Source organism: Brevundimonas sp. (assembly GCF_016463485.1).
In the GTDB taxonomy this organism is placed as follows: domain Bacteria; phylum Pseudomonadota; class Alphaproteobacteria; order Caulobacterales; family Caulobacteraceae; genus Brevundimonas.
This window is the reverse complement of record NZ_JAEMRD010000059.1, coordinates 1-18475: the sequence shown is the minus strand read 5'-3', so window position 1 is coordinate 18475 and position 18475 is coordinate 1. Positions and strand designations below refer to the sequence as shown.

Below are 18475 nucleotides of genomic sequence, written 5' to 3'. Positions count from 1 at the left end.
TCGGGTCGCTGTGCGCGCTGGGCGGCTTCACGCCGTACCCGGTGCTAAGCGCGCTCGAGCATTTCCCTGAAGATTTCGGCGGCGTGTCTGCGTTCGCCACGGCGGCGGAGTAGCCCGATGGCCTATGCGCGCGAAATCGACCTCGGGACCAAGCCGGCTCCGTCATCGGCACCGCTGGTGGACATTACCATCGACGGCCAGACCGTCAGCGTGCCCGAGGGTACGTCCTTGATGCGGGCGGCGGCTTTGATGGGCGCAACGATCCCGAAACTGTGCGCGACCGACAGTCTGGAAGCGTTCGGGTCTTGTCGTCTGTGTCTCGTACAATTCCGGACCGAACCGCGTCGCCAGACTTGGGCGTATTCCCGACATAGCCGAGACCCGTTCCTATGTTTCTTCGGTCGTGGAGTGTTACCTGGCCCTGACCGCGGGACGGGGCGTGCGCCGTTCGAACCAGTGCGGTCCGGCGGAGGCCCTCCCATGACGCCGGATTTAGAGGCGTACGGCCCGAGGGCGAAGACCGAAATCCTGTTGACGCGCGCGGAGGCGGCTGCCCACCTGGGCACGCTCGGAATCCGTATGAAGACCGCGACCCTGGCGCGGCTGTGGTCCACCGGGGGAGGCGGTCCGCCCTGTCGGCATATCCGATCAAAGCCCTTCTATCCGCGCGAGCTGCTGGAGGCCTGGGCTGCTGCCCAGATCTCGGATTTGCGGACGGCCGCACCGGCGGCCGCGCAGGCGCGTCGTCGTGGTTGAGGCCGTGCATCCGCGCCCCGTCCTGACGGCGGGTGAGGTCCTGAACGACCCTTCGGCGAGCTTTGCCCTGAAGCAGGTGCTTCGCGCATGGTCTGACCGCGATGTCGTCGACGCCGCGAACGACGCGGCGGTGCTTCAGCTCGTTTGTCAGGCCGCGGTTCTCGCCCGGCTGGAGGGGGGAAAGCCATGACGTTCGATGTAGACGGCGCGCCTGTGCCTGCCGGGGGACCTGAGGATCGCTTGCTGACCTGGGCTCGGGTCAAGGACATCACCGGCATCAGCCGAACCACGGCCTGGCGGATGCAGAAGGCCGGTGACTTCCCGGAGCCCGTGGCCATCTCGCCCAAGCGGGTAGGATGGTGGGAGAGCGAGCTCACGGCCTGGAAAGCGACGCGCAAGGCTGGCGGGAAGGCCCGGTCGCTGGCGCCCCCTCGCAAACCCAAGCTGATCGAAACCGCGCGATCGCCACGCAAGCCGCCGACCGCCTCTGCGTCGTCAGCAGCATCAGGCGATCGATCGCCCGAGAGAGCGCGGTCCGAACCCACCGAGACGGCCCAGGGCGCTCTGCCGCTGGACGCGCCGCCGCCAGCGGCTGTCGCCCGCCGCACCGGCCGCAAGCGTCAGGCCTCGGTAGATCAGATTGATTTCGGGTTTTGAGGCGCCGGCTCCGGAACCGGGGCGGCGAGTTGCAGCGGGCGTTGGACGGTCTTCATCAGGTCGGCGTTCAAACGCGGCCGGTTCCACCGGGCGGCGCCTCCAAGTGGTCGCGCCACCTCTTCGGGATAGCTGAGATATGTGAAGACCCGATCGACGACTTCGATCATCAGCACCTTCATTTCTTCGTTCGAAATCCGGCTCAGCCCCGTCCATGGGATTTCCCCGAAGGGGGAGACGACCTTCACGTCGCTGTAGTCGCCGATCATGGAGGACGGAAAAATCTCGGAGTGAAGGTCCTCCAGGCCGGTGTTGCGCATACAGGTTTCGACGATCGACAAGGCGAGGCGTTCGAGGTCCCTGCCGTCTGTCGCCGTCTCGTCGGTCATCGCTCTTGTGTCCTCTTTACCGTCTCGGGCGGGATGGGCTTCGCTAGCTGACCCTGTTGACGGAACGGTGTTGGCGAAACAGCATCTTACCATGTGGGGAATCGTTCTGACCAACGCGGCGGGCGACGCGATCGAACGGGTCGTGGTCGACGCGCCGATTGAGTCCCTGCGCGACTGGTGCCGGCAGGCTCTCGAATCGCGCCCCGAGGCGGCGCGCGCTCGACTGGTCTCCGATGATGGTCTTTTGGAATATGCCTATCCCGAATGTAGCGATTCCGTCCGGTGACGAGTCGGTCCTGGGGCCGTCGCAGAGCTACGCGGCAAGGCATTCTGCACTTTGCAGATCGGTTCACTGGCCCGGCTGTCCCCGCGTCATGTGAACACGACTGCAACGGGCGACGCACGACGTATCGACGCGTGATTCGCGTTGCCCCGGTGCGGCCTCAAAAATGGAGGCCTCAGCCTGGCGACACCTGAAACCAGGCGGAAAGCTGTGGAAAACAGTCTTCTAGCGCGGTTTGATTGTGGGGTAGCTTTTGGGGTCGCGTAAGGAAAAAACAAAAGGCGCTGCAAAAACAGCGCCTTAAGTCCGAGAGTGGCTCCGCGGGTAGGATTCGAACCTACGACCAGCCGATTAACAGTCGGCTGCTCTACCACTGAGCTACCGCGGAACAGAGGCTCGGGAGGCGGGCCTATAGCAGTGGCGCGCGCGGCTGTGCAACGGCTAATGTCGGTCATGAACCCGATTAGGATCGACGACCCCGACGACCCCCGCATCGCCGCCTATCGCGATATCAAGGAGCGCGACCTGACCGGCCGCGAGGGTCTGTTCATCGCCGAGGGTGAGGTGGTGGTCCGCACCCTGGCGTCGTCGGCATCGCGCTGTCGAATGCGATCGATGCTGCTGGCCGAGAAGCGGGCCCTTGGCCTTTCGGACCTGATCACGGGCCTGTCGGTCGAGACGCCGGTCTATGTCGCGGGACAGGCTGTGCTGGATGTCGTGGCGGGATTTCCGCTGCACCGGGGCATTCTGGCGCTGGGCGAAAAGCCGCTGGCCCTGACAATCGCAGAGGCATTGTCAGGGCTGCCGGAGGAAACCGTCGTCGTCGCCGCCTCCGCGATCGGCAATCACGACAATATCGGCGGCCTGTACCGCAATGGCGCGGCCTTCGGGGCGGGCGCGGTGCTGCTGGATGATCTGTGTGGCGACCCCTTCTATCGCAAGGCGATCCGGGTGTCGGTCGGGGCGGTGTTGAGGACGGCGCGGATCGAGCCCTTGCCGCTCGATGGCCTGGTCGACACCCTGATCGCATCAGGGTTCGAGGTCATCGCCCTGACGCCGGGGGCAGGGGAGACCCTGTCGTCGCTCAGGCCCGGCGGTCGGCGTGCGATCCTGTTGGGATCGGAAGGGCCGGGTCTGCCCCGGGCCGTCATCGAACGCTGCCGTGCCGTGCGCATACCGATGTCCGGCGGCTTCGATTCGCTCAACGTCGCGGTGACCAGCGCGGTGGCCCTGCATCAGCTCACGGCGCTCGCGGACTGATCCATTCGCCGGTCAGGCGAAACAGGCGCGACCGAATGCGCTCGCTACGTGACAAGTTGCGGAATTCTTTGCGCAAAGCGATGCGTGCGCTTGATGGAACGCTGTTTCTGTGGCGCCCTGTTTGCAGGGGGACGTCATCATGACCCATCTGATCCATTTCGCGCACAGGAACGCCCGGACCGTCGCCATGGCGGCGATGGCGATCGGCGTCGTGCTGGCAGGCGCTATCGGCTGGATGACCGCGCCGGTCTGAGCCCGGTCGACATACGGTGCCCGGACGGGCAGGTTCGCACGGTCGCCTGCGTCCGTGGAGTTCCGTCATGTCGTCTCGCCTGTTTCTCGCTGCCGTCTCGACCCTGGCCCTGCTCGCGGGGTGCGCCACGGCGGGACAGGACCGGGCCGGCGGTCTGGTCGATCCGGCCCGGCTGAACGAGACGGTTCGCATCCTTGCCGGTGACGACTTCGAGGGCAGGGGGCCCACGACGCCGGGCGAGGAAAAGGCGGTCACCTGGATCGCCGACCAGTTTCAGGCGCTGGGGCTCGAGCCCGCTGGCGATGACGGCACATGGTTCCAGACCGTGCCGATCAACCGCTTCACTCAGGACGGGCCTGCCGTGATCACCGCCCAGGCCGGCGGCGAGACCCTGACATTCCAGCGGGGGACCGAGATCATCGTCGGCAGCCACCGGCCCGTGCCCCGGATCACCCTGACCGACACGCCCGTCGTCTTCGTCGGATATGGCGTCACGGCACGGGAACGCGGCTGGGACGACTTCAAGGGCGTCGATGTGCGCGGCAAGATCGTGCTGATGCTGGTCAACGACCCGGACTTCGAGGTCGCTGCCGACAGCCCCGTGGCGGGCAAGTTCGACGGGCGCGGCATGACCTACTACGGCCGCTGGGTCTACAAGTTCGAGGAGGCGGCCAGGCGTGGGGCGGCGGGCGTCCTGGTGATCCACGAGACGGCCGGGGCGGGCTATCCGTGGAACACGCTGCAGAACTCGTCTACGGCGGCCCTGCTCGACATCGTCCGCGCCGACGTCGAGGCCGAGAGGGTCCAGGCGCAGGGCTGGATCCAGCAGCCGATCGCCGCGCGCCTGATGCAGGCGGCCGGGCTCGATTATGCGACCCTGAAGGCCTCGGCCCAGAGAGTGGATTTCCGTCCCGTCGAGCTGACCGGGGTGACGATGTCGCTGAACTTCGGCCAGACCTATCAGCGGCTGACGACCCGCAACGTCGCCGCCCGCCTGACCGGCACGACCCATCCGGACGAGACCGTGATGTTCGGGGCCCACTGGGACGCCTTCGGCCACGCCACGGCCAACGCGGCGGGCGACGACATCTACAACGGCGCCGTCGACAACGCTTCGGGCGTCGCAGGTTTGCTGGAACTGGCGCGGCTGTTCGCAGAGGCTCCCCGCACCGAACGCTCGACCCTGTTCATGTCGTGGGCGGCGGAGGAGGCGGGCCTTCTAGGTGCCTATCATTATGCGGCCTATCCGCTGGTGCCGCTGGAGACGACGGTGGCCAACATCAACATGGATTCGCTACTGCCCGGCCCTGCCGAGCCCCAGATCGTGGTCATCGGCTATGGCAAGACCGATCTGCAGGACCGGCTCGAGCGCGACGCCGTCGCCGTTGGCCGCACCCTGATCGCCGACCCCGCACCCCAGGTCGGAGCCTTCTATCGCTCGGACCACTTCCCTCTGGCCAGGATGGGGGTGCCGGCCCTGTTCGCGGCGGCGGGCTTCACTGGGGCGTCGGAACGCAGCCGGGTCTATGTGCGCGATCGCTATCATCAGCCTACGGACGACTGGGACGCCGACTGGACGATGAATGGCGCGGCTGAGGACGTGCAACTGCTCTACGGCGTCGGCCGCTGGCTGGCCAAAGGTCGCAACTGGCCTAAATGGACGCCCGGCAACGAGTTCGAGGCGGTCCGCGAGGCCAGCGCGGCGCGGCGGCGATAAACCACCGGCCTTACCGGTCCCAGGGAAACTTCAGGGTCGGCGTATTCGCATAGCGATCCATGGCGAGCACCAGACGCGCGCCGCTGCCGGGTGCAAGCCGGACCGTGAACGTTGCCGCATCCACCGGCTCGCTCTTGCCGTCGATCGAGACGGTCCTGATCCGGTGCTCGCCGTAGCCGCCGCCTTGCACCAACACCGTGCGGTTCTGTGTCGGTGACAGGTTGACCAGGGTCACGGCGGTCTCGTCGGCGGTCATGTCGTCGATCAGGGCGGCGACGTCCTCGGGCACGCCCGCCCGCCGGGAGACCGGATCGAAGTAGCGCAAGCGGGCATACAGTGGCGATCCTCCGGCATTCGGCGCTGTCGGCGCCCAGGATGGACGCGCGATGTGCAGGGCGCCCATCATGGCGTGCATCAGGGAGGTCACGCTGGCCGGATTGAACTCGATCCGGGCGTCGGCCAGCCGGGTGTCGGGCGTCGATGTGTCCTCGCGCTCGGCTCTGGCCATTTCGGCGACCCGGGCCAGGTCGGCGCGCAGGGCGGTCTCCGGCCAGGCGGCGTTGCGGCCTTCCAGGTATGCGATCCACGGATGATCCGGAGCCCGCGCCCGGTCCGACGGCTTCATCGAAAACCACCACAGATCCAGACTGTTGGTCTGGTTCATTCCGTCCTTCCAGCCATACCAGCCGTCCGCGCCATACATGGTCGGCGTCTGGACCTTGCCGTCCTGGGTGCGTCGCGCCGCATTGATGCGGTCGGTCTGTTTGCGCCAGGTCTCCAGATACTTGTCGTCGCCGGTCAGCAGATAGGCGTTGAAGAAACCAAGGATGGTCCGCAATACCCGGCTGCGATCCTCGCGCTCGCCGGTCACCGGATTGACCGGCGAAAAGCCCCAGCCATAGGCACCGCCCCACCACTTGCCTTCGGCCGACGACCCGATCACCCCGTCCAGCCCGACGTTGGACGGCAGCAGGTCGTCGTTTGCCTTCGCCCGCTCGGCCCAGGCATCGACATATCCGAGCAGCCAGCCGCGATATTTGGCCTCGCCCGTAATCAGGAAGGCGTTGAGCGCCAGGGTGGTGGCGAACAGGTTCAGCGGGTGGTCGCCGACGACGTCGGTGTATTCCTCATAGTGGGCCAGAAACTCCTCGTAGGTCTCCTCGCCATGCTCGATGAAGAAAGCCGAGGGGTCGAAGGGATCGCCGACCCAGTCCAGGGCGGTGGCCTTCCGCAGCATCGGCCCCTTTGAGCCGTTCATCAGGCTGCGGATGATCCTGTGCTGAGGATCGTAGTTTGGCGCGGCCGGGTCCTCGCCCATGTAGAGACCGGCGAAGCGGCGGGCGCGGTCGATGAAGCGCGGGTTGTTCGGGTCCGACAGGCCCTGAACGTTGAACAGCGTCATCTCTTCCGCATGGTGCTGCCAGTCCAGCTGGACGCAGAACTCCTTGTGGAACATCCCGTCGCGGGCGATCTCGACCTCGACGGTCCTTGCGGCCGTGTACTGCCGCAGATGCCCTTCCCAGGCCTGGGTGTACATCGTCTTGACCACTTCGGCCCCGCCCAGGGCATGGAGCAGGGGCCAGTCGTTGACGTTCTCGATGGCGTCGTCCGGGCCGTCGTTCGCCCCCCACCGCTCGAAGCACAGCAGGTACCCGCGCTCGTCGAAATAGCGGTTGTAGAAGACCTTGCAGGCCTCGGCGTTGGCGTCGAGCAACTCGCGCTGCAACAGGGCCCAGGTCGGGGCCGGCATCGGGGCCGAGACCTCTATCGCCGTCGCCGTCGATGCCGCGCAGGGCAGGGCGGCGACGAGCGGGGCGAGCGCTGCCCCGCCCAGTACGTCGCGGCGGCGCGCCTGTGGCAGGAGTCGTCTCATCCGGCGGCCTTCAGGGTCAGGCGTTCGATCTTGCCGGTGATCAGGAAATAGGCGGCGATCACCAGGGCGCAGTGCAGGCCGACGAACCACAGGGCCAGGTCGAAGGAGCCGGTCGCCTGGACGATGTAGCCGATCACGATGGGGGTCACGATGCCCGCGGTGTTGCCGAAGGTGTTGAAGATGCCCCCGGTCACGCCGACAAACTCACGCGGCGAGGTGTCGGAGATCACCGCCCAGCCCAGCGAGGCGATCCCTTTGCCGAAGAAGGCCACGGCCATCAGCACGATCACCAGCCAGCCCTGCTCGACGTAGGCGCAGGCGATGATCAGGCAGGACAACAGCATTCCGATGAGCAGCGGCGTCTTGCGTGCGATCGTCAGGCTGCCGGTCCGCTTCAGCAACTGGTCCGAGATGACCCCGCCCAGAACCCCGCCGACGAAGCCGCACAGGGCCGGTGCTGCCGTCGCCCATCCCGCGTCCATGATCGACAGGCCGCGCTCGCGTACCAGATAGATCGGGAACCAGGTGACGAAGAAATAGGTCAGGACGTTGATCCCGTACTGGCCGATGAAGACGCCCATCAGCATCCGGCTGCTGAGCACCTGCGAGACGTTGGCCCAGTTGAAGGCCGCGGACTTGGTCGCCTGCTTGGTCTCCATGTTGATCAGCCCGCCGCCGGCCTCGATGTAGTCGAGCTCGGCCTGGTTGACGCCGGGATGGTCGCTGGGGCTGCGGATGATCCACCAGAAGACGAGGGCACCGATGAGCCCAAGCCCGCCCATGACGAAGAACACCGAATGCCAGTCAAAGGTATGTACCAGCCAGCTCATCAGGGGCGCGAACACCACCAGTGAGAAATACTGGGCCGAGTTGAATACGGCCGAGGCGAAGCCTCGCTCCGATCCGGGGAACCAGGCGGCGACCAGCCGGGCGTTGCCGGGGAAGGAGGGGCTCTCGGCCAGGCCGACCGCGAACCGCATGGCGAACAGGCCCGCGAAGATCGCTCCGCCGACCAGGAAGCCCGAGAAGCCCTGGATCATGGTGAAGAAGGACCAGGTCGCGATGGCGATGGCGTAGATCAGCTTGGTCCCGAACCGGTCCAGCAGGGCACCGCCCGGGATCTGGCCCAGCACATAGGCCCAGGCGAAGGCGGACAGGATGTAACCCATCTCGATCGCATCCAGCCCCAGATCGTCCGCCGCGCTCTTGCCCGCGATCGAGAAGGTCGACCGGTCGGCGTAGTTGATCGTGGTGATCAGGAAGATCAGCAGCAGGATCATGAACCGCACCTTGGTGCGTTTGCTGACGGGGGGCTGGGGGGGTGCGGCGTCGGTCATCGGTCGGCTCCTAAAGCGTCGCAGGATCACGAGCGACACGAAGCGCGGGAAGACCGCATCCTCGACCTGTTCGTTTCCCAGGGGCGCCGGTGGCGCCGACCGTCGCCTCTCGCGGGCGACTGATCCCGACGGACGATAGGGACGGGTTCGCATCGGGTCCAAGCCAATACGACTATCGACCGATCCAGATTGGGTATCGATCGGGTGCCAGATTGTCGCAGCGTGTGATTGATGCAACGACCCATCGCTTCATCGATGACGCGAAACGTTGCCTGAGGGCCGCATCAGTGCGTGTCCTGCATGGGTCGATGCCCGATTAGGATTGGCATCGCCCAATGTGGCGCTCCTATGGTCCGCTCGAAGCCAGAGGGGAAACCCGACCGGCCCACATCTGGCGCTGATCCGCGCCGCCAAGAACGATCCGCAGCATGCGGGCACCATGGGGAAGGACGACTACAATGCGCAACTCGCAGACATTCCAGTTCGCACTGACGACCGGGGTTTCGGCCCTCGCGATGACGCTGGCGCTCGCCGGTGCCGCTCACGCCCAGGCCGCACCGTCCGCGGACGCGCAGGAAGAGACCCAGGTGGACGAAGTCGTCGTTACCGGCTTCCGCGCTTCGCTCCAGAGCGCCGTCAGCGCCAAGCGTCGCGAAAGCGGCGTCGTCGACGTCATCAAGGCCGAGGACATCGCCGACTTCCCCGACCTGAACCTGGCCGAGTCGCTGCAACGCGTGCCCGGCGTCACCATCAGCCGTGCCAATGGCGAGGGCCGCCAGATCTCGGTGCGCGGCCTGGGTTCGGAATACACCCGCGTTCGCGTCAACGGCATGGAGGCCATCGCCACCACCGGTGGCACGGTGAACTCCGGCGGCACCAACCGCTCGCGCGGCTTTGACTTCAACATGTTCGCGTCCGAACTGTTCAACAGCCTGACGGTGCGCAAGTCGGCCTCGGCCGATGTCGAGGAGGGCTCTCTGGGGGCCACGGTCGATCTCCAGACCGCGCGTCCCTTCGACTATCGTGAACCCACCCTCGTGATGGGGGCCCAGGTCAGCTACAACGACCTGGCCCAGGACGCCAAGCCGCGCTTCACCCTGCTGGCCTCCGACACCTGGATGGACGGCAAGTTCGGTGCCCTGATCTCGGCCGCCTACGAGCAGCGCCATATCCTGGAGGAGGGCGCGAACATCACGCGCTGGACCTTCGGCGGCGCCAACGGCGGCTTCAACACCGCCTCGACCCTGGCGGGCTACACCACGGCCCAGATCAACAGTACGAACACCGCGACGGCGCTGTATCACCCGCGCATCCCGGCCTATGTCCAGTACGACCACAACACCGAGCGTCTGGGCCTGACAGGCTCGTTCCAGTTCCGTCCCGACGACCAGACGACCATCTCGCTGGACGTCCTGTATTCCGATGTAAAATCGACCCGCGACGAAGCTCAGCTTCAGGCCATCGGCTTCAGCCGCGCAGGCACCGGCAAGCCCCAGACCATCATCCGGTCCGGCACGGTGGTCGGCAACAACATCGTCTCGGGCGTGTTCGACGCCGTCGATGTCCGCACCCAGTCGGCGCACGACGAGCTTCAGACCCAGTTCCAGCAGTACACCCTGACGGCCACTCGCAACTGGACCGACCGGTTCCGCACCGGCTTCGTCGGCGGTTATTCGCGTTCGGAGTTCTCAAACCCCGTCTCGACGATCGTGACCTTCGACCGGGCCAATACGAACGGCTTCTCCTACGACTTCACGTCGCGGATGCCCAAGTTCGACTTCGGCTTCGATCTGACCAACCCCGCCAACTGGTCGATGATCAACGGTACGTCGGAAGTCCGCATCCGCCCGAACGCGGTGACCAACACCTTCACCACGGCCAAGGGCTATTTCGAGTTCGACGCAAACGAGAACGTCACCCTCAAGGGCGGCCTTGATTATCGCCGGTTCAGCTTCGACTCCGAAGGCCAGTACCGCACCACCGAAACCGTCGTGCAGACCCTGACGGCGTCGGAGCTGGCGGCGGTGTCACGAGTCTTCTCCGGATTTGGCCAGAATCAGGGCTTGCCGACCGGTTCGCCGACCAGCTGGCTGGCGCCTGACCTCGACAAGTTCATCGCCACCTACAACATCTATTCCAACACGGGCATCTACGCCCTGACCGGGCTGAACAACTCGTCGGCCCGCGGCCAGTACATCACGGTCGACGAAAAGGATCTGGGTGCCTATGCCCAGGCCGATTTTCGCTTTGACGCCTTCGGCATGCCGTGGCGAGGTGACGCCGGTGTGCGCTATGTCCTGACCGAACAGTATTCGGACGGCTTCGCCGCCACCGGCGGCACGATCCAGCTGGTTCGGGCGCGCCGCGACTATGACATGTGGCTGCCGTCGGCCAACCTGGCCGTCGATCTGACCGACGACGTCGTGGTCCGCCTGTCGGCCGCCCAGACGATTGCGCGGCCGTCGATCTCGGTCCTGACCCCCGGTGGCGACGTCGGTATCCAGGGGGCGAACCGCAGCTTCTCGTCGGGCAACCCCAACATCATGCCGACCAAGTCGGACAATGTGGACTTCTCGCTGGAATGGTATCCGGACGCGGACAGCCTGTTCGCGCTCGGTGTTTTCTACAAGAAGATCAATACGTTCGTTCAGACCCTGCGCCAGGACATCCCGTTCAACCAGCTGGGTCTGCCGACCTCGCTGCTGACCGGCACCACGGCGCTGCCGACCGATCTGTTCGTCGTCACCCAGCCGGTCAACTCGCCGGGCGGCACGCTGCAAGGCTTCGAGGTCAACGCCCAGAAGCGCCTCGACTTCCTGCCCGGCTGGATGTCCAACTTCGGCGTCCAGGCCAACTACACCTTTGTGGATTCCAGTATCGAGTACCTGACCTCGACGACCGCCGGGGCACCGACGATCAACGAGACCCTTGTCGGTCTGTCCAAGAACGCCGCCAACTTCACCCTGTATTATGAGACCGAAAAGTTCTCGGTCCGGGGCTCGGCCGCCTATCGCCAGGGGTATCTGACCCAGGTTCCGGGCAACGACGGCAACTCGGTCCACGGCACCAACGAGACCCTGAACTTCGATGCCCAGGCTTCCTACAACATCACCGAGAATCTAAAGGTCAGCGTCGAGGGCATCAACCTGACCGACGAGTTCAACGACCAGTACGTCGACGCGTCCAACCGCCTGAACGTCTACAGCCACACCGGGCGTCAGTTCTTCGCGGGCATTCGCTACACCTTCTGATTTCACACCCTCTCTCCCGAACGGACGCTCCTCCCAGAGTCTCCGCACTTCGCGCCGGCCCGCAAAACGGGTCGGCGTTTTTTTGTCCGATGGGTTGGCCACTTGCATCGGTGGTTGAAGCCCGGGCGGCCATGTCCCACAGGAAGGTCATGGCCAAGAAATCCGCAGCGGCGCGCAAGACGGTGTCGAGCGCCAACCTGATCGAACTGGGCGCGGATCGGCTGGCCGTCCTGCTGCTCGAGGCCGCGACGGGCAACGCCAACCTGAAACGCCGGCTCAAGCTTGAACTCGCCGCCGAAGTCGGGGCCGCCGATCTGGCGCTGGAGATCGACAAGCGGATGACGGCGCTGGCGGCCAGCCGCACACGAGTGTCGTGGCGCAAGCGGCCGGAACTGATCGACGACCTGTCGATCCATCTGGACTTCATCGCCGATCGATTGGCGGGGCTGGACGCAGGCCTGGCACTGGGCCGCATCGTCGCCTGGTTCGACCTCTATCCGGGGCTGGCCTCGCGGGTGAAGGATCCCAAGGGGGAACTGTCGGCCCTGTTCTTCGACGCCGCGCCGGATTTGGCGCGCGTCGCCTCCGCCGCCGATCCCGAGGTCGTCGGACCTGTGTTGTTCGAGGCCCTGCAGACCCGGCTGTCGGACTGGGGCGGCTGGATCGGCCGGGCCGCGCCAGACCTGAATGAGCCTGTCGCCGGTGATCTTCTGGCGCGTCTGACCGATGGAAGGCCGCGCCCGACGGGACGGCTGGCCCTCGTGGTGCGAAAGCTCGCCGACCGCACCGGCGACGTCCAGGCCTGGGCCGACGCCATCCCCGACATCGAGAAGTCCAAACCGGATGTCGGGGCCGAGATTGCGCGCCGTCTGGCCGCCTCCGGCCGTGTCGCCGATGCCCGCGTCGCGCTGGAGGCCTCTCGGCCCCGCCCGCCGACCGCGTCGAAATGGGCCCTGCGAACGGGTTCGGTGCCCCAGGTCGAGCCGTCCGATGTCTGGGACGCCGCCGAAATCGTTGTGCTGGAGGCAGAAGGCGCGGCGGATGAGGCCCAAACCCAGCGCTGGGCCCTGTTCGAGCGCACGCTGTCTGCGGAGACCTTGCGCGCGTTCATCGGCCGCTTGCCGGACTTCGACGACGTCGAGGCGCTCGACCGTGCCCAGGCCGTCGCCGCCGCCTGGCCGGACGCCGCCAGGGGGCTGGCCTTCCTCATGAATTGGCCGGCGCTGCGAGAAGCCGCCGCCATGGTCTTGACCCGGGCGGTCGACCTGCGACTCGACGCCGAGCAGACCGCGCTGTGGTCGGGGCGTCTGGCCGGGCGCTATCCCAATGCGGCCCTCAGCCTGATTCGCGCCCGCGCCCGTCTGCTGTGTCGCCAGGGCCTGGGTCGGTCCGACGAGGTCCGCGCCCTGTCGGCTGAAGCCGCCGGCATGACCGACACGCCGGGTGCCCTCGACGGCATCGTTCCTCACGCGGAGTTCATCGATGAACTCGAAGCCTTGTCGCGACCCGGTCGCCCCGGCTGGCGTTAGACCGGATCGGCCGAGGAGATCATCTGTTGCGCGACATCCGCACCGACTGGCACTGGAAGGATCCCGCCGAGCGCAAGCCTGCGCGCGAGGACTTGGTGCCCCGTGTCGGTGTCCGCCTGATCGTGGTCTGCGAGGCGAAGGGATGCGACCACGCCGTCCTGATGGATCCCCGGCCCCTGTTCGGCGGTCGCCGTGCCTGGCCCCAGGCAGGGCGGACCAGCCGCTTCCGCTGTCGCTGTGGCTCGCGCGAGGCGACCCTGTCCTACACCGCCAACACGGCGCAGAGCGACGGCCCGATCTCGCGCGACGCCATCCGCCTGTGGACGTGAGCGAGGCCCGTGTTGTAAGGGCTGCGGCCTACCGAATGCGGATGTGGCGGAACTGGTAGACGCACCAGATTTAGGTTCTGGCATCGCAAGGTGTGGAGGTTCGAGTCCTCTCATCCGCACCATATTTTTCAGGGCGCTACCGCTCGGCTCGCGGAGCCTCGCTGCTTGAGCGCCAGAGTTCAGGGCGCTACCGCTCGTGACCCGGTCGCTCGCGACTTGGGCGCAGGCGTCGTGGGGCGCTATCGCTCGTCGCGCGGCGGCTCGATGCTTGAGCGCGAGGGCTCTGCCTCAACAAAAAAGGCCCCGGATCACTCCGGGGCCTTTCTCGTGTTGGAGTGATCGAAAGATCAGTCCTTCTGGTTGTCGACGCCCGTGCCCATGGCTTCGGCAGGGGAAGACATCGTGGTCTCTTCGGTGATGTCGATGCCCTTGGCCAGTTTGGAGTTGGCGAAGCCGTAGGCGGCGTAGATCACCGCACCGACCACGGCATAGATGCCCAGGATGGTGAGCGGCAGCGGATTGCCGTTCATCGCGTGCTGGATCATCGGCCAGAAGTTGAAGCCAGCCAGCGCCAGACAGGCGAAAATGCCCGCGCCGGCCGTCCAGACGCCGCCCGGCACCTTGAACGGACGCTCCATTTCGGGGTGCTTGATGCGCAGGAAGATCACGCTCAGGCACACGATCGAGAAGGCCACCGCCGTGCCCAGCGACACCAGGTCGCCGAGGATCGAGATCGGCAGGAAGGAGGCCGCGATGGCGATCAGCACGCCCAGCAGAATGGTGCCGATCCAGGGCGTACGGAACTTGGGATGGATCACGGCGAAGACGCGCGGCAGCAGGCCGTCACGCGCCATGGTGTAGAAGATCCGCGTCTGGCCGTAGCAGAGTACCAGCATGACCGAGGTCAGACCCGTGATGGCGCCGATCTTGATCAGGAAGCTGATCAGGTTCAGCTGCCCACCCTCGGCCGAGGCCAGCGAGACGTTGGCCCACTCGAGACCCATGCGGTCGATGGCGACGGCGACGGGTGCCGGGCTGGCCAGTTCCAGATAGGGAACGACGCCGGTCATGACGGCCGCGACGGCCATATAGATCAGGGTGCAGACGAACAGGGCGCCGAGGATGCCGACAGGGACGTCCTTGGACGGGTTCTTGGCCTCGGCGGCAGCGGTCGAGACGGCCTCGAACCCGACGTAGGCGAAGAAGATGATCGATGCACCGCGCAGAATGCCCGTCGCCCCGAACTCACCGAAATTGCCCGACGTGTTCTCGGGGATGAAGGGCACCCAGTTGGCCGGGTTCACATAGCCGATCCCCACCGCGATGAAGGTCAGCAGCACGATGATCTTGATCAGCACGATGATGTTGTTGATCCGGGCGGACTCGCTGACGCCCAGGACCAGCAGGCCGCACACGGCGGCGATACCGACGGCAGCCACCAGGTTGAAGGTGCCGGTCAGGGGGAAGGTGCTGCCGGTTTCGGACACCACGGCGTTCACCAGCGGCGTCGCCCACGAGGGGCCTTCGCCGCCTGCGTACTGGATCATCGGGAACAGGGTTTCCGACAGGCCGAAATCTTTCAGGATCGAGACGACATAACCGGACCAGCCGACCGCCACGGTCGAGGCGGCGACGCCGTACTCAAGCACCAGCAACCAGCCCATGATCCAGGCGAAGACCTCGCCCAGGGTTCCGTAGGCATAGGTGTAGGCCGAGCCGGATACCGGCATGGTCGAGGCCAGTTCGGCGTAGCAAAGGCCCGCCAGGCCGCAGGCGATGCCGGCGACGATGAAGGACAGCATGATGGCCGGGCCCGCATTGGCGGCCGCGACCTGACCGGTCAGAACGAAGATACCGGCACCGATGATGGCCCCGATGCCCAGGCTCATCAGATTGATCGGACCGAGAGAGCGTTTCAGCTCGCTCTTGGCCGCTTCCTTCTGGATCTGGGCCACCGATTTCTTGAGGAACAGCTGGTTCCCCCCAGGCTTGACGCCGTTTGCCGACATGAAGTCGCGCCCCCGAAAAATTGCACGGCAGACCCTCCCCGGGCCGCCTTCCTGGCCGGACGCTAGCGAGGGATTGTGCGGCGCGCAACGCGGTTTACGAACCGTGACGGCCGCGCGACGCTTTCGTGATGCGGGATTCTTGGTGGGAGGAGGCCGTTCGCGCTAGGTGAGCCTGTGATTCCGCTCCCCACCAGCCAGCCCCGGCTTCCGATCCACGACGTGCTGGAAGCGCTGATGGCCGCGCTATCCGGACACGACGCCGTCGTGCTCGCCGCCCCGCCGGGGGCTGGCAAGACCACGGTCGTGCCTCTGGCCCTGCTGGACGCACCTTGGCTGGCGCGCGGCAAGATTCTGGTGCTGGAGCCGCGCAGGCTGGCGGCACGCGCCGCCGCCGAGCGGATGGCGGCGATGCTGGGCCAGACGGCCGGCCAGACCGTCGGCTATCGTACCCGGTTGCAGAGCCGCATCGGGTCGACGACGCGAATCGAGGTCATCACCGAGGGCGTCTTCACCCGGATGATCCTGGACGATCCCGGCCTGGATGGCGTCGGGGCGGTGCTGTTCGACGAGTTCCACGAGCGGTCGCTGGATGCCGATCTGGGCCTGGCCCTGGCGCGGGACAGCCAGTCGGTACTTCGGCCGGACCTCAAGCTGGTGGTGATGTCGGCGACGCTGGACATCGCCGGGATCGCGCGGCTGCTGAATGGGGCTCCCGTCGTCGAGGCCAGGGGGCGGATGTTCCCGGTCGAGACCCTGTATCTGGGCCGCGACGTCGCGGAACGGATCGAGGCTGCGGTGGCGCGGGCCTGTCGGCTGGCGTTGTCGGAGCAGACGGGATCGATCCTGGCCTTCCTTCCGGGGCAGGGGGAAATCCACCGCACGGCTCAGGCCCTGGCCGATCGACTGCCGCCCGACGTCGAGGTCGCGCCGCTGTACGGGGCGCTGGACAAGGCGGCGCAGGACCGGGCGCTGAAGCCGGCACCACCGGGTCGTCGCAAGGTGGTGCTGGCCACATCGGTCGCCGAGACCAGCCTGACCATCGAGGGCGTTCGCGTGGTGATCGACGGCGGCCTTTCGCGCGTGCCCCGGTTCGAGCCCGCCAATGGCCTGACGCGCCTGGCGACGGTGCGTGTCAGCCGGTCCTCGGCCGAACAGCGGCGAGGCCGGGCAGGGCGGACCGAGCCGGGGGTCTGCTACCGGCTGTGGGACGAGGAGGCGACGCGGGGGCTGGTCCCGCATCAGCGACCGGAAATCCTGGAGGCGGACCTGACCGGGCTGGCGCTGGATCTGGCGCGATGGGGCGCGCGGTCGGCGCAAGGGCTGGCGCTGCTGGACCCGCCGCCCGCCGGAGCCTTCGCCGAGGCACGCGCGGTGCTTACCCGGCTGGGCGCGCTAGACGGGGACGGGACGTTGACGGCGCACGGGCGTCGGCTGGCGACCCTGCCGCTGGGCCCGCGGCTCGGGCATCTGGTCGCCGTCGCCTCGGACGGGGGCGATGCCATGACGGGCGCGAGGATCGCGGCGGTGCTTAGCGAGCCGGGGCTTGGCGGAAACGACGTCGACCTGCGGGATCGGCTGAAGGGGTTCGACCGCGATCGTTCGCCCCGCGCCAACGACGCACGCCGTCTGGCCGAACGCTGGGCAAAGGCGGCGGGGGGCGGCAAGGGCGGAGATGTCGAGGTCGGAGCCCTGCTGGCCGAGGCCTTCCCGGAGCGCGTGGCGCGGGCGCGGGGCAAGTCGGGCGAGGTGTTGCTGGCCTCGGGGCGTGGGGCCTTCCTCGATCCCGCCGACGCCCTGGCCCGCGAGCCGTGGCTGGCCGTCGCGGACCTGGGCGGTGGTGAGGCGCGTGACCGCATCCGTCTATGCGCGCCGTTGGACACGGCCGCGCTGGAACACCGGATTACCGTCGAGGACCGGCTGACGAAGGAGTCGTCGGGGCGGATGGTTGTCCGCCGTATCCGCCGGGTCGGGGCCTTGGTGGTCGATGAGCGGCTCATGGGACCGCCGGACCGCGAGACCCTCACCGCCGCCCTCAGGGCCCAGGTCGAACGGGACGGGTTCGCGGACCTGAACTGGGGGGAGCGATCGAAGGGATTGCGCAAGCGGCTGGTCTTCGTCGCGGGGCTGGAGGACGGCTGGCCCGACGTCTCGGATGCCGGCCTGGTTGCGGCGCGAGAAGATTGGCTCTTTCCCCTCCTGGAGACGGCGAAGGCACTGGAGGCGATCTCCGACAGCGATCTGGAACAGGCGATCCGAAGCCTGATCCCCTGGGATCGCCAGCGCGCGCTGGATCAACTGGCTCCTGCGCGCTTGACGACGCCGTTGGGATCCGTCGCCATCGACTATGCGGCCGAGGGCGGACCCCGCGTGGATATCCGGGTCCAGGAACTGTTCGGCGTGAAGACTCACCCGACCGTCGGTAACGGCCGCGTCCCCCTGACCCTGGCCCTGCTATCGCCCGCACGCCGCCCCGTGCAGATGACCAAGGATTTGCCCGGCTTCTGGTCCGGCAGCTGGAGCGCCGTTCGCGCCGAGATGCGCGGCCGCTACCCCCGCCACCCCTGGCCCGAGAACCCCGCTGACGCTGATCCAACGAACCGGGTGAAACCGAGGGGGACGTGAGGCGAGCTTGACCTTTCGCGCCTCTCCGGCTCAATCGCTAGCCTTCTTTGAGGACACGACGCCATTGACCGACACCCATCTCCTGACGGCTCCCAGCCCGGCATCGACGCGGCGGGTGTTGTTCGCCAGTCTGATCGGGACGACGATCGAGTTCTTCGACTTCTACATCTATGCGACAGCGGCGGTGCTGGTTTTCCCGGCTCTGTTCTTCCC

General features: G+C 66.7%; 14 protein-coding genes, 2 tRNA genes and 2 pseudogenes. 13 read left to right on the top strand and 5 right to left on the bottom strand.

All coding sequences use genetic code 11. From position 1 onward, the window contains the following. The first annotated feature begins 8 nt into the window (after positions 1-8). The 4 genes and pseudogenes from JHC99_RS18805 (at position 9) to JHC99_RS10195 (ending at position 1413) form a co-directional block, all read left to right on the top strand. Positions 9-113, top strand: a complete 105-nt coding sequence (locus JHC99_RS18805) for a hypothetical protein (protein ID WP_366927778.1) — start codon at positions 9-11, stop codon at positions 111-113. Positions 114-117: 4 nt separating this feature from the next. Then, positions 118-291, top strand: a pseudogene (locus JHC99_RS18800) (2Fe-2S iron-sulfur cluster-binding protein); the annotation flags it as partial. A 189-nt stretch (positions 292-480) separates the two neighbouring features. After that, on the top strand, positions 481-756 hold the full coding sequence (locus JHC99_RS10200; protein ID WP_292153908.1) for a hypothetical protein: 276 nt from the start codon (positions 481-483) through the stop codon (positions 754-756). Positions 757-942: 186 nt separating this feature from the next. Then, positions 943-1413, top strand: a complete 471-nt coding sequence (locus JHC99_RS10195; protein WP_292153906.1) for an AlpA family transcriptional regulator — start codon at positions 943-945, stop codon at positions 1411-1413. Here the strand turns inward: JHC99_RS10195 and JHC99_RS10190 are convergent. After that, positions 1392-1730, bottom strand: a complete 339-nt coding sequence (locus tag JHC99_RS10190) for a hypothetical protein (RefSeq protein WP_292153904.1) — start codon at positions 1728-1730, stop codon at positions 1392-1394. The genes JHC99_RS10195 and JHC99_RS10190 overlap by 22 nt on opposite strands. A 139-nt stretch (positions 1731-1869) precedes the next feature. On the opposite strand from JHC99_RS10190, the gene JHC99_RS10185 reads away from it, so the two are divergent. After that, positions 1870-2085: a hypothetical protein gene (locus tag JHC99_RS10185; RefSeq protein ID WP_292153903.1), complete on the top strand. Its 216-nt coding sequence runs from the start codon at positions 1870-1872 to the stop codon at positions 2083-2085. 310 nt (positions 2086-2395) lie between these two features. Here JHC99_RS10185 and JHC99_RS10180 read toward each other — a convergent pair. Further along, positions 2396-2470 (bottom strand) — tRNA-Asn (locus tag JHC99_RS10180). Positions 2471-2535: 65 nt separating this feature from the next. On the opposite strand from JHC99_RS10180, the gene JHC99_RS10175 reads away from it, so the two are divergent. Both JHC99_RS10175 and JHC99_RS10170 read left to right on the top strand, forming a co-directional pair. Continuing rightward, the gene (locus JHC99_RS10175; protein ID WP_292153900.1) at positions 2536-3342 is read left to right on the top strand and encodes an RNA methyltransferase; all 807 of its coding nucleotides are present in this window, start codon (positions 2536-2538) and stop codon (positions 3340-3342) included. A 320-nt stretch (positions 3343-3662) separates the two neighbouring features. Beyond that, the gene (locus JHC99_RS10170) at positions 3663-5312 is read left to right on the top strand and encodes a M28 family metallopeptidase (protein ID WP_292153898.1); all 1650 of its coding nucleotides are present in this window, start codon (positions 3663-3665) and stop codon (positions 5310-5312) included. Between the two features lie 10 nt (positions 5313-5322). Here JHC99_RS10170 and JHC99_RS10165 read toward each other — a convergent pair whose 3' ends face one another. Together JHC99_RS10165 and JHC99_RS10160 are read right to left on the bottom strand one after the other, a co-directional pair. Then, positions 5323-7185, bottom strand: coding sequence for a hypothetical protein (locus tag JHC99_RS10165; protein ID WP_292153896.1), 1863 nt, complete (start codon positions 7183-7185; stop codon positions 5323-5325). After that, entirely contained in the window at positions 7182-8522 is a 1341-nt protein-coding gene (locus JHC99_RS10160; RefSeq protein ID WP_292153893.1) for an MFS transporter, read from the bottom strand. The genes JHC99_RS10165 and JHC99_RS10160 overlap by 4 nt, the downstream gene beginning before the upstream one ends. A 458-nt stretch (positions 8523-8980) precedes the next feature. On the opposite strand from JHC99_RS10160, the gene JHC99_RS10155 reads away from it, so the two are divergent. From JHC99_RS10155 to JHC99_RS10140, 4 genes are all read left to right on the top strand, one after another. Beyond that, positions 8981-11773 (top strand): TonB-dependent receptor, encoded by a 2793-nt coding sequence (locus tag JHC99_RS10155; protein WP_292153891.1) that lies wholly within the window; start codon positions 8981-8983, stop codon positions 11771-11773. A gap of 131 nt (positions 11774-11904) precedes the next feature. Continuing rightward, entirely contained in the window at positions 11905-13302 is a 1398-nt protein-coding gene (locus JHC99_RS10150; RefSeq protein WP_292153889.1) for a DUF6880 family protein, read from the top strand. 26 nt (positions 13303-13328) lie between these two features. Then, entirely contained in the window at positions 13329-13631 is a 303-nt protein-coding gene (locus JHC99_RS10145) for a hypothetical protein (protein WP_292153887.1), read from the top strand. A gap of 37 nt (positions 13632-13668) precedes the next feature. Then, a tRNA-Leu gene (locus JHC99_RS10140) sits at positions 13669-13753 on the top strand. A 225-nt stretch (positions 13754-13978) separates the two neighbouring features. Here JHC99_RS10140 and JHC99_RS10135 read toward each other — a convergent pair. Beyond that, positions 13979-15640 carry an amino acid permease gene (locus JHC99_RS10135; RefSeq protein WP_292153886.1) on the bottom strand — a complete coding sequence of 554 codons (1662 nt, stop codon included), beginning with the start codon at positions 15638-15640 and terminating at the stop codon, positions 13979-13981. A 174-nt stretch (positions 15641-15814) separates the two neighbouring features. Between JHC99_RS10135 and hrpB the strand changes: the two genes are divergently transcribed. Together hrpB and JHC99_RS10125 are read left to right on the top strand one after the other, a co-directional pair. Further along, positions 15815-18262, top strand: a complete 2448-nt coding sequence (gene hrpB / locus JHC99_RS10130; RefSeq protein ID WP_292153884.1) for an ATP-dependent helicase HrpB — start codon at positions 15815-15817, stop codon at positions 18260-18262. 64 nt (positions 18263-18326) lie between these two features. Beyond that, positions 18327-18475 (top strand): annotated as a pseudogene (locus tag JHC99_RS10125) (MFS transporter); the annotation flags it as partial.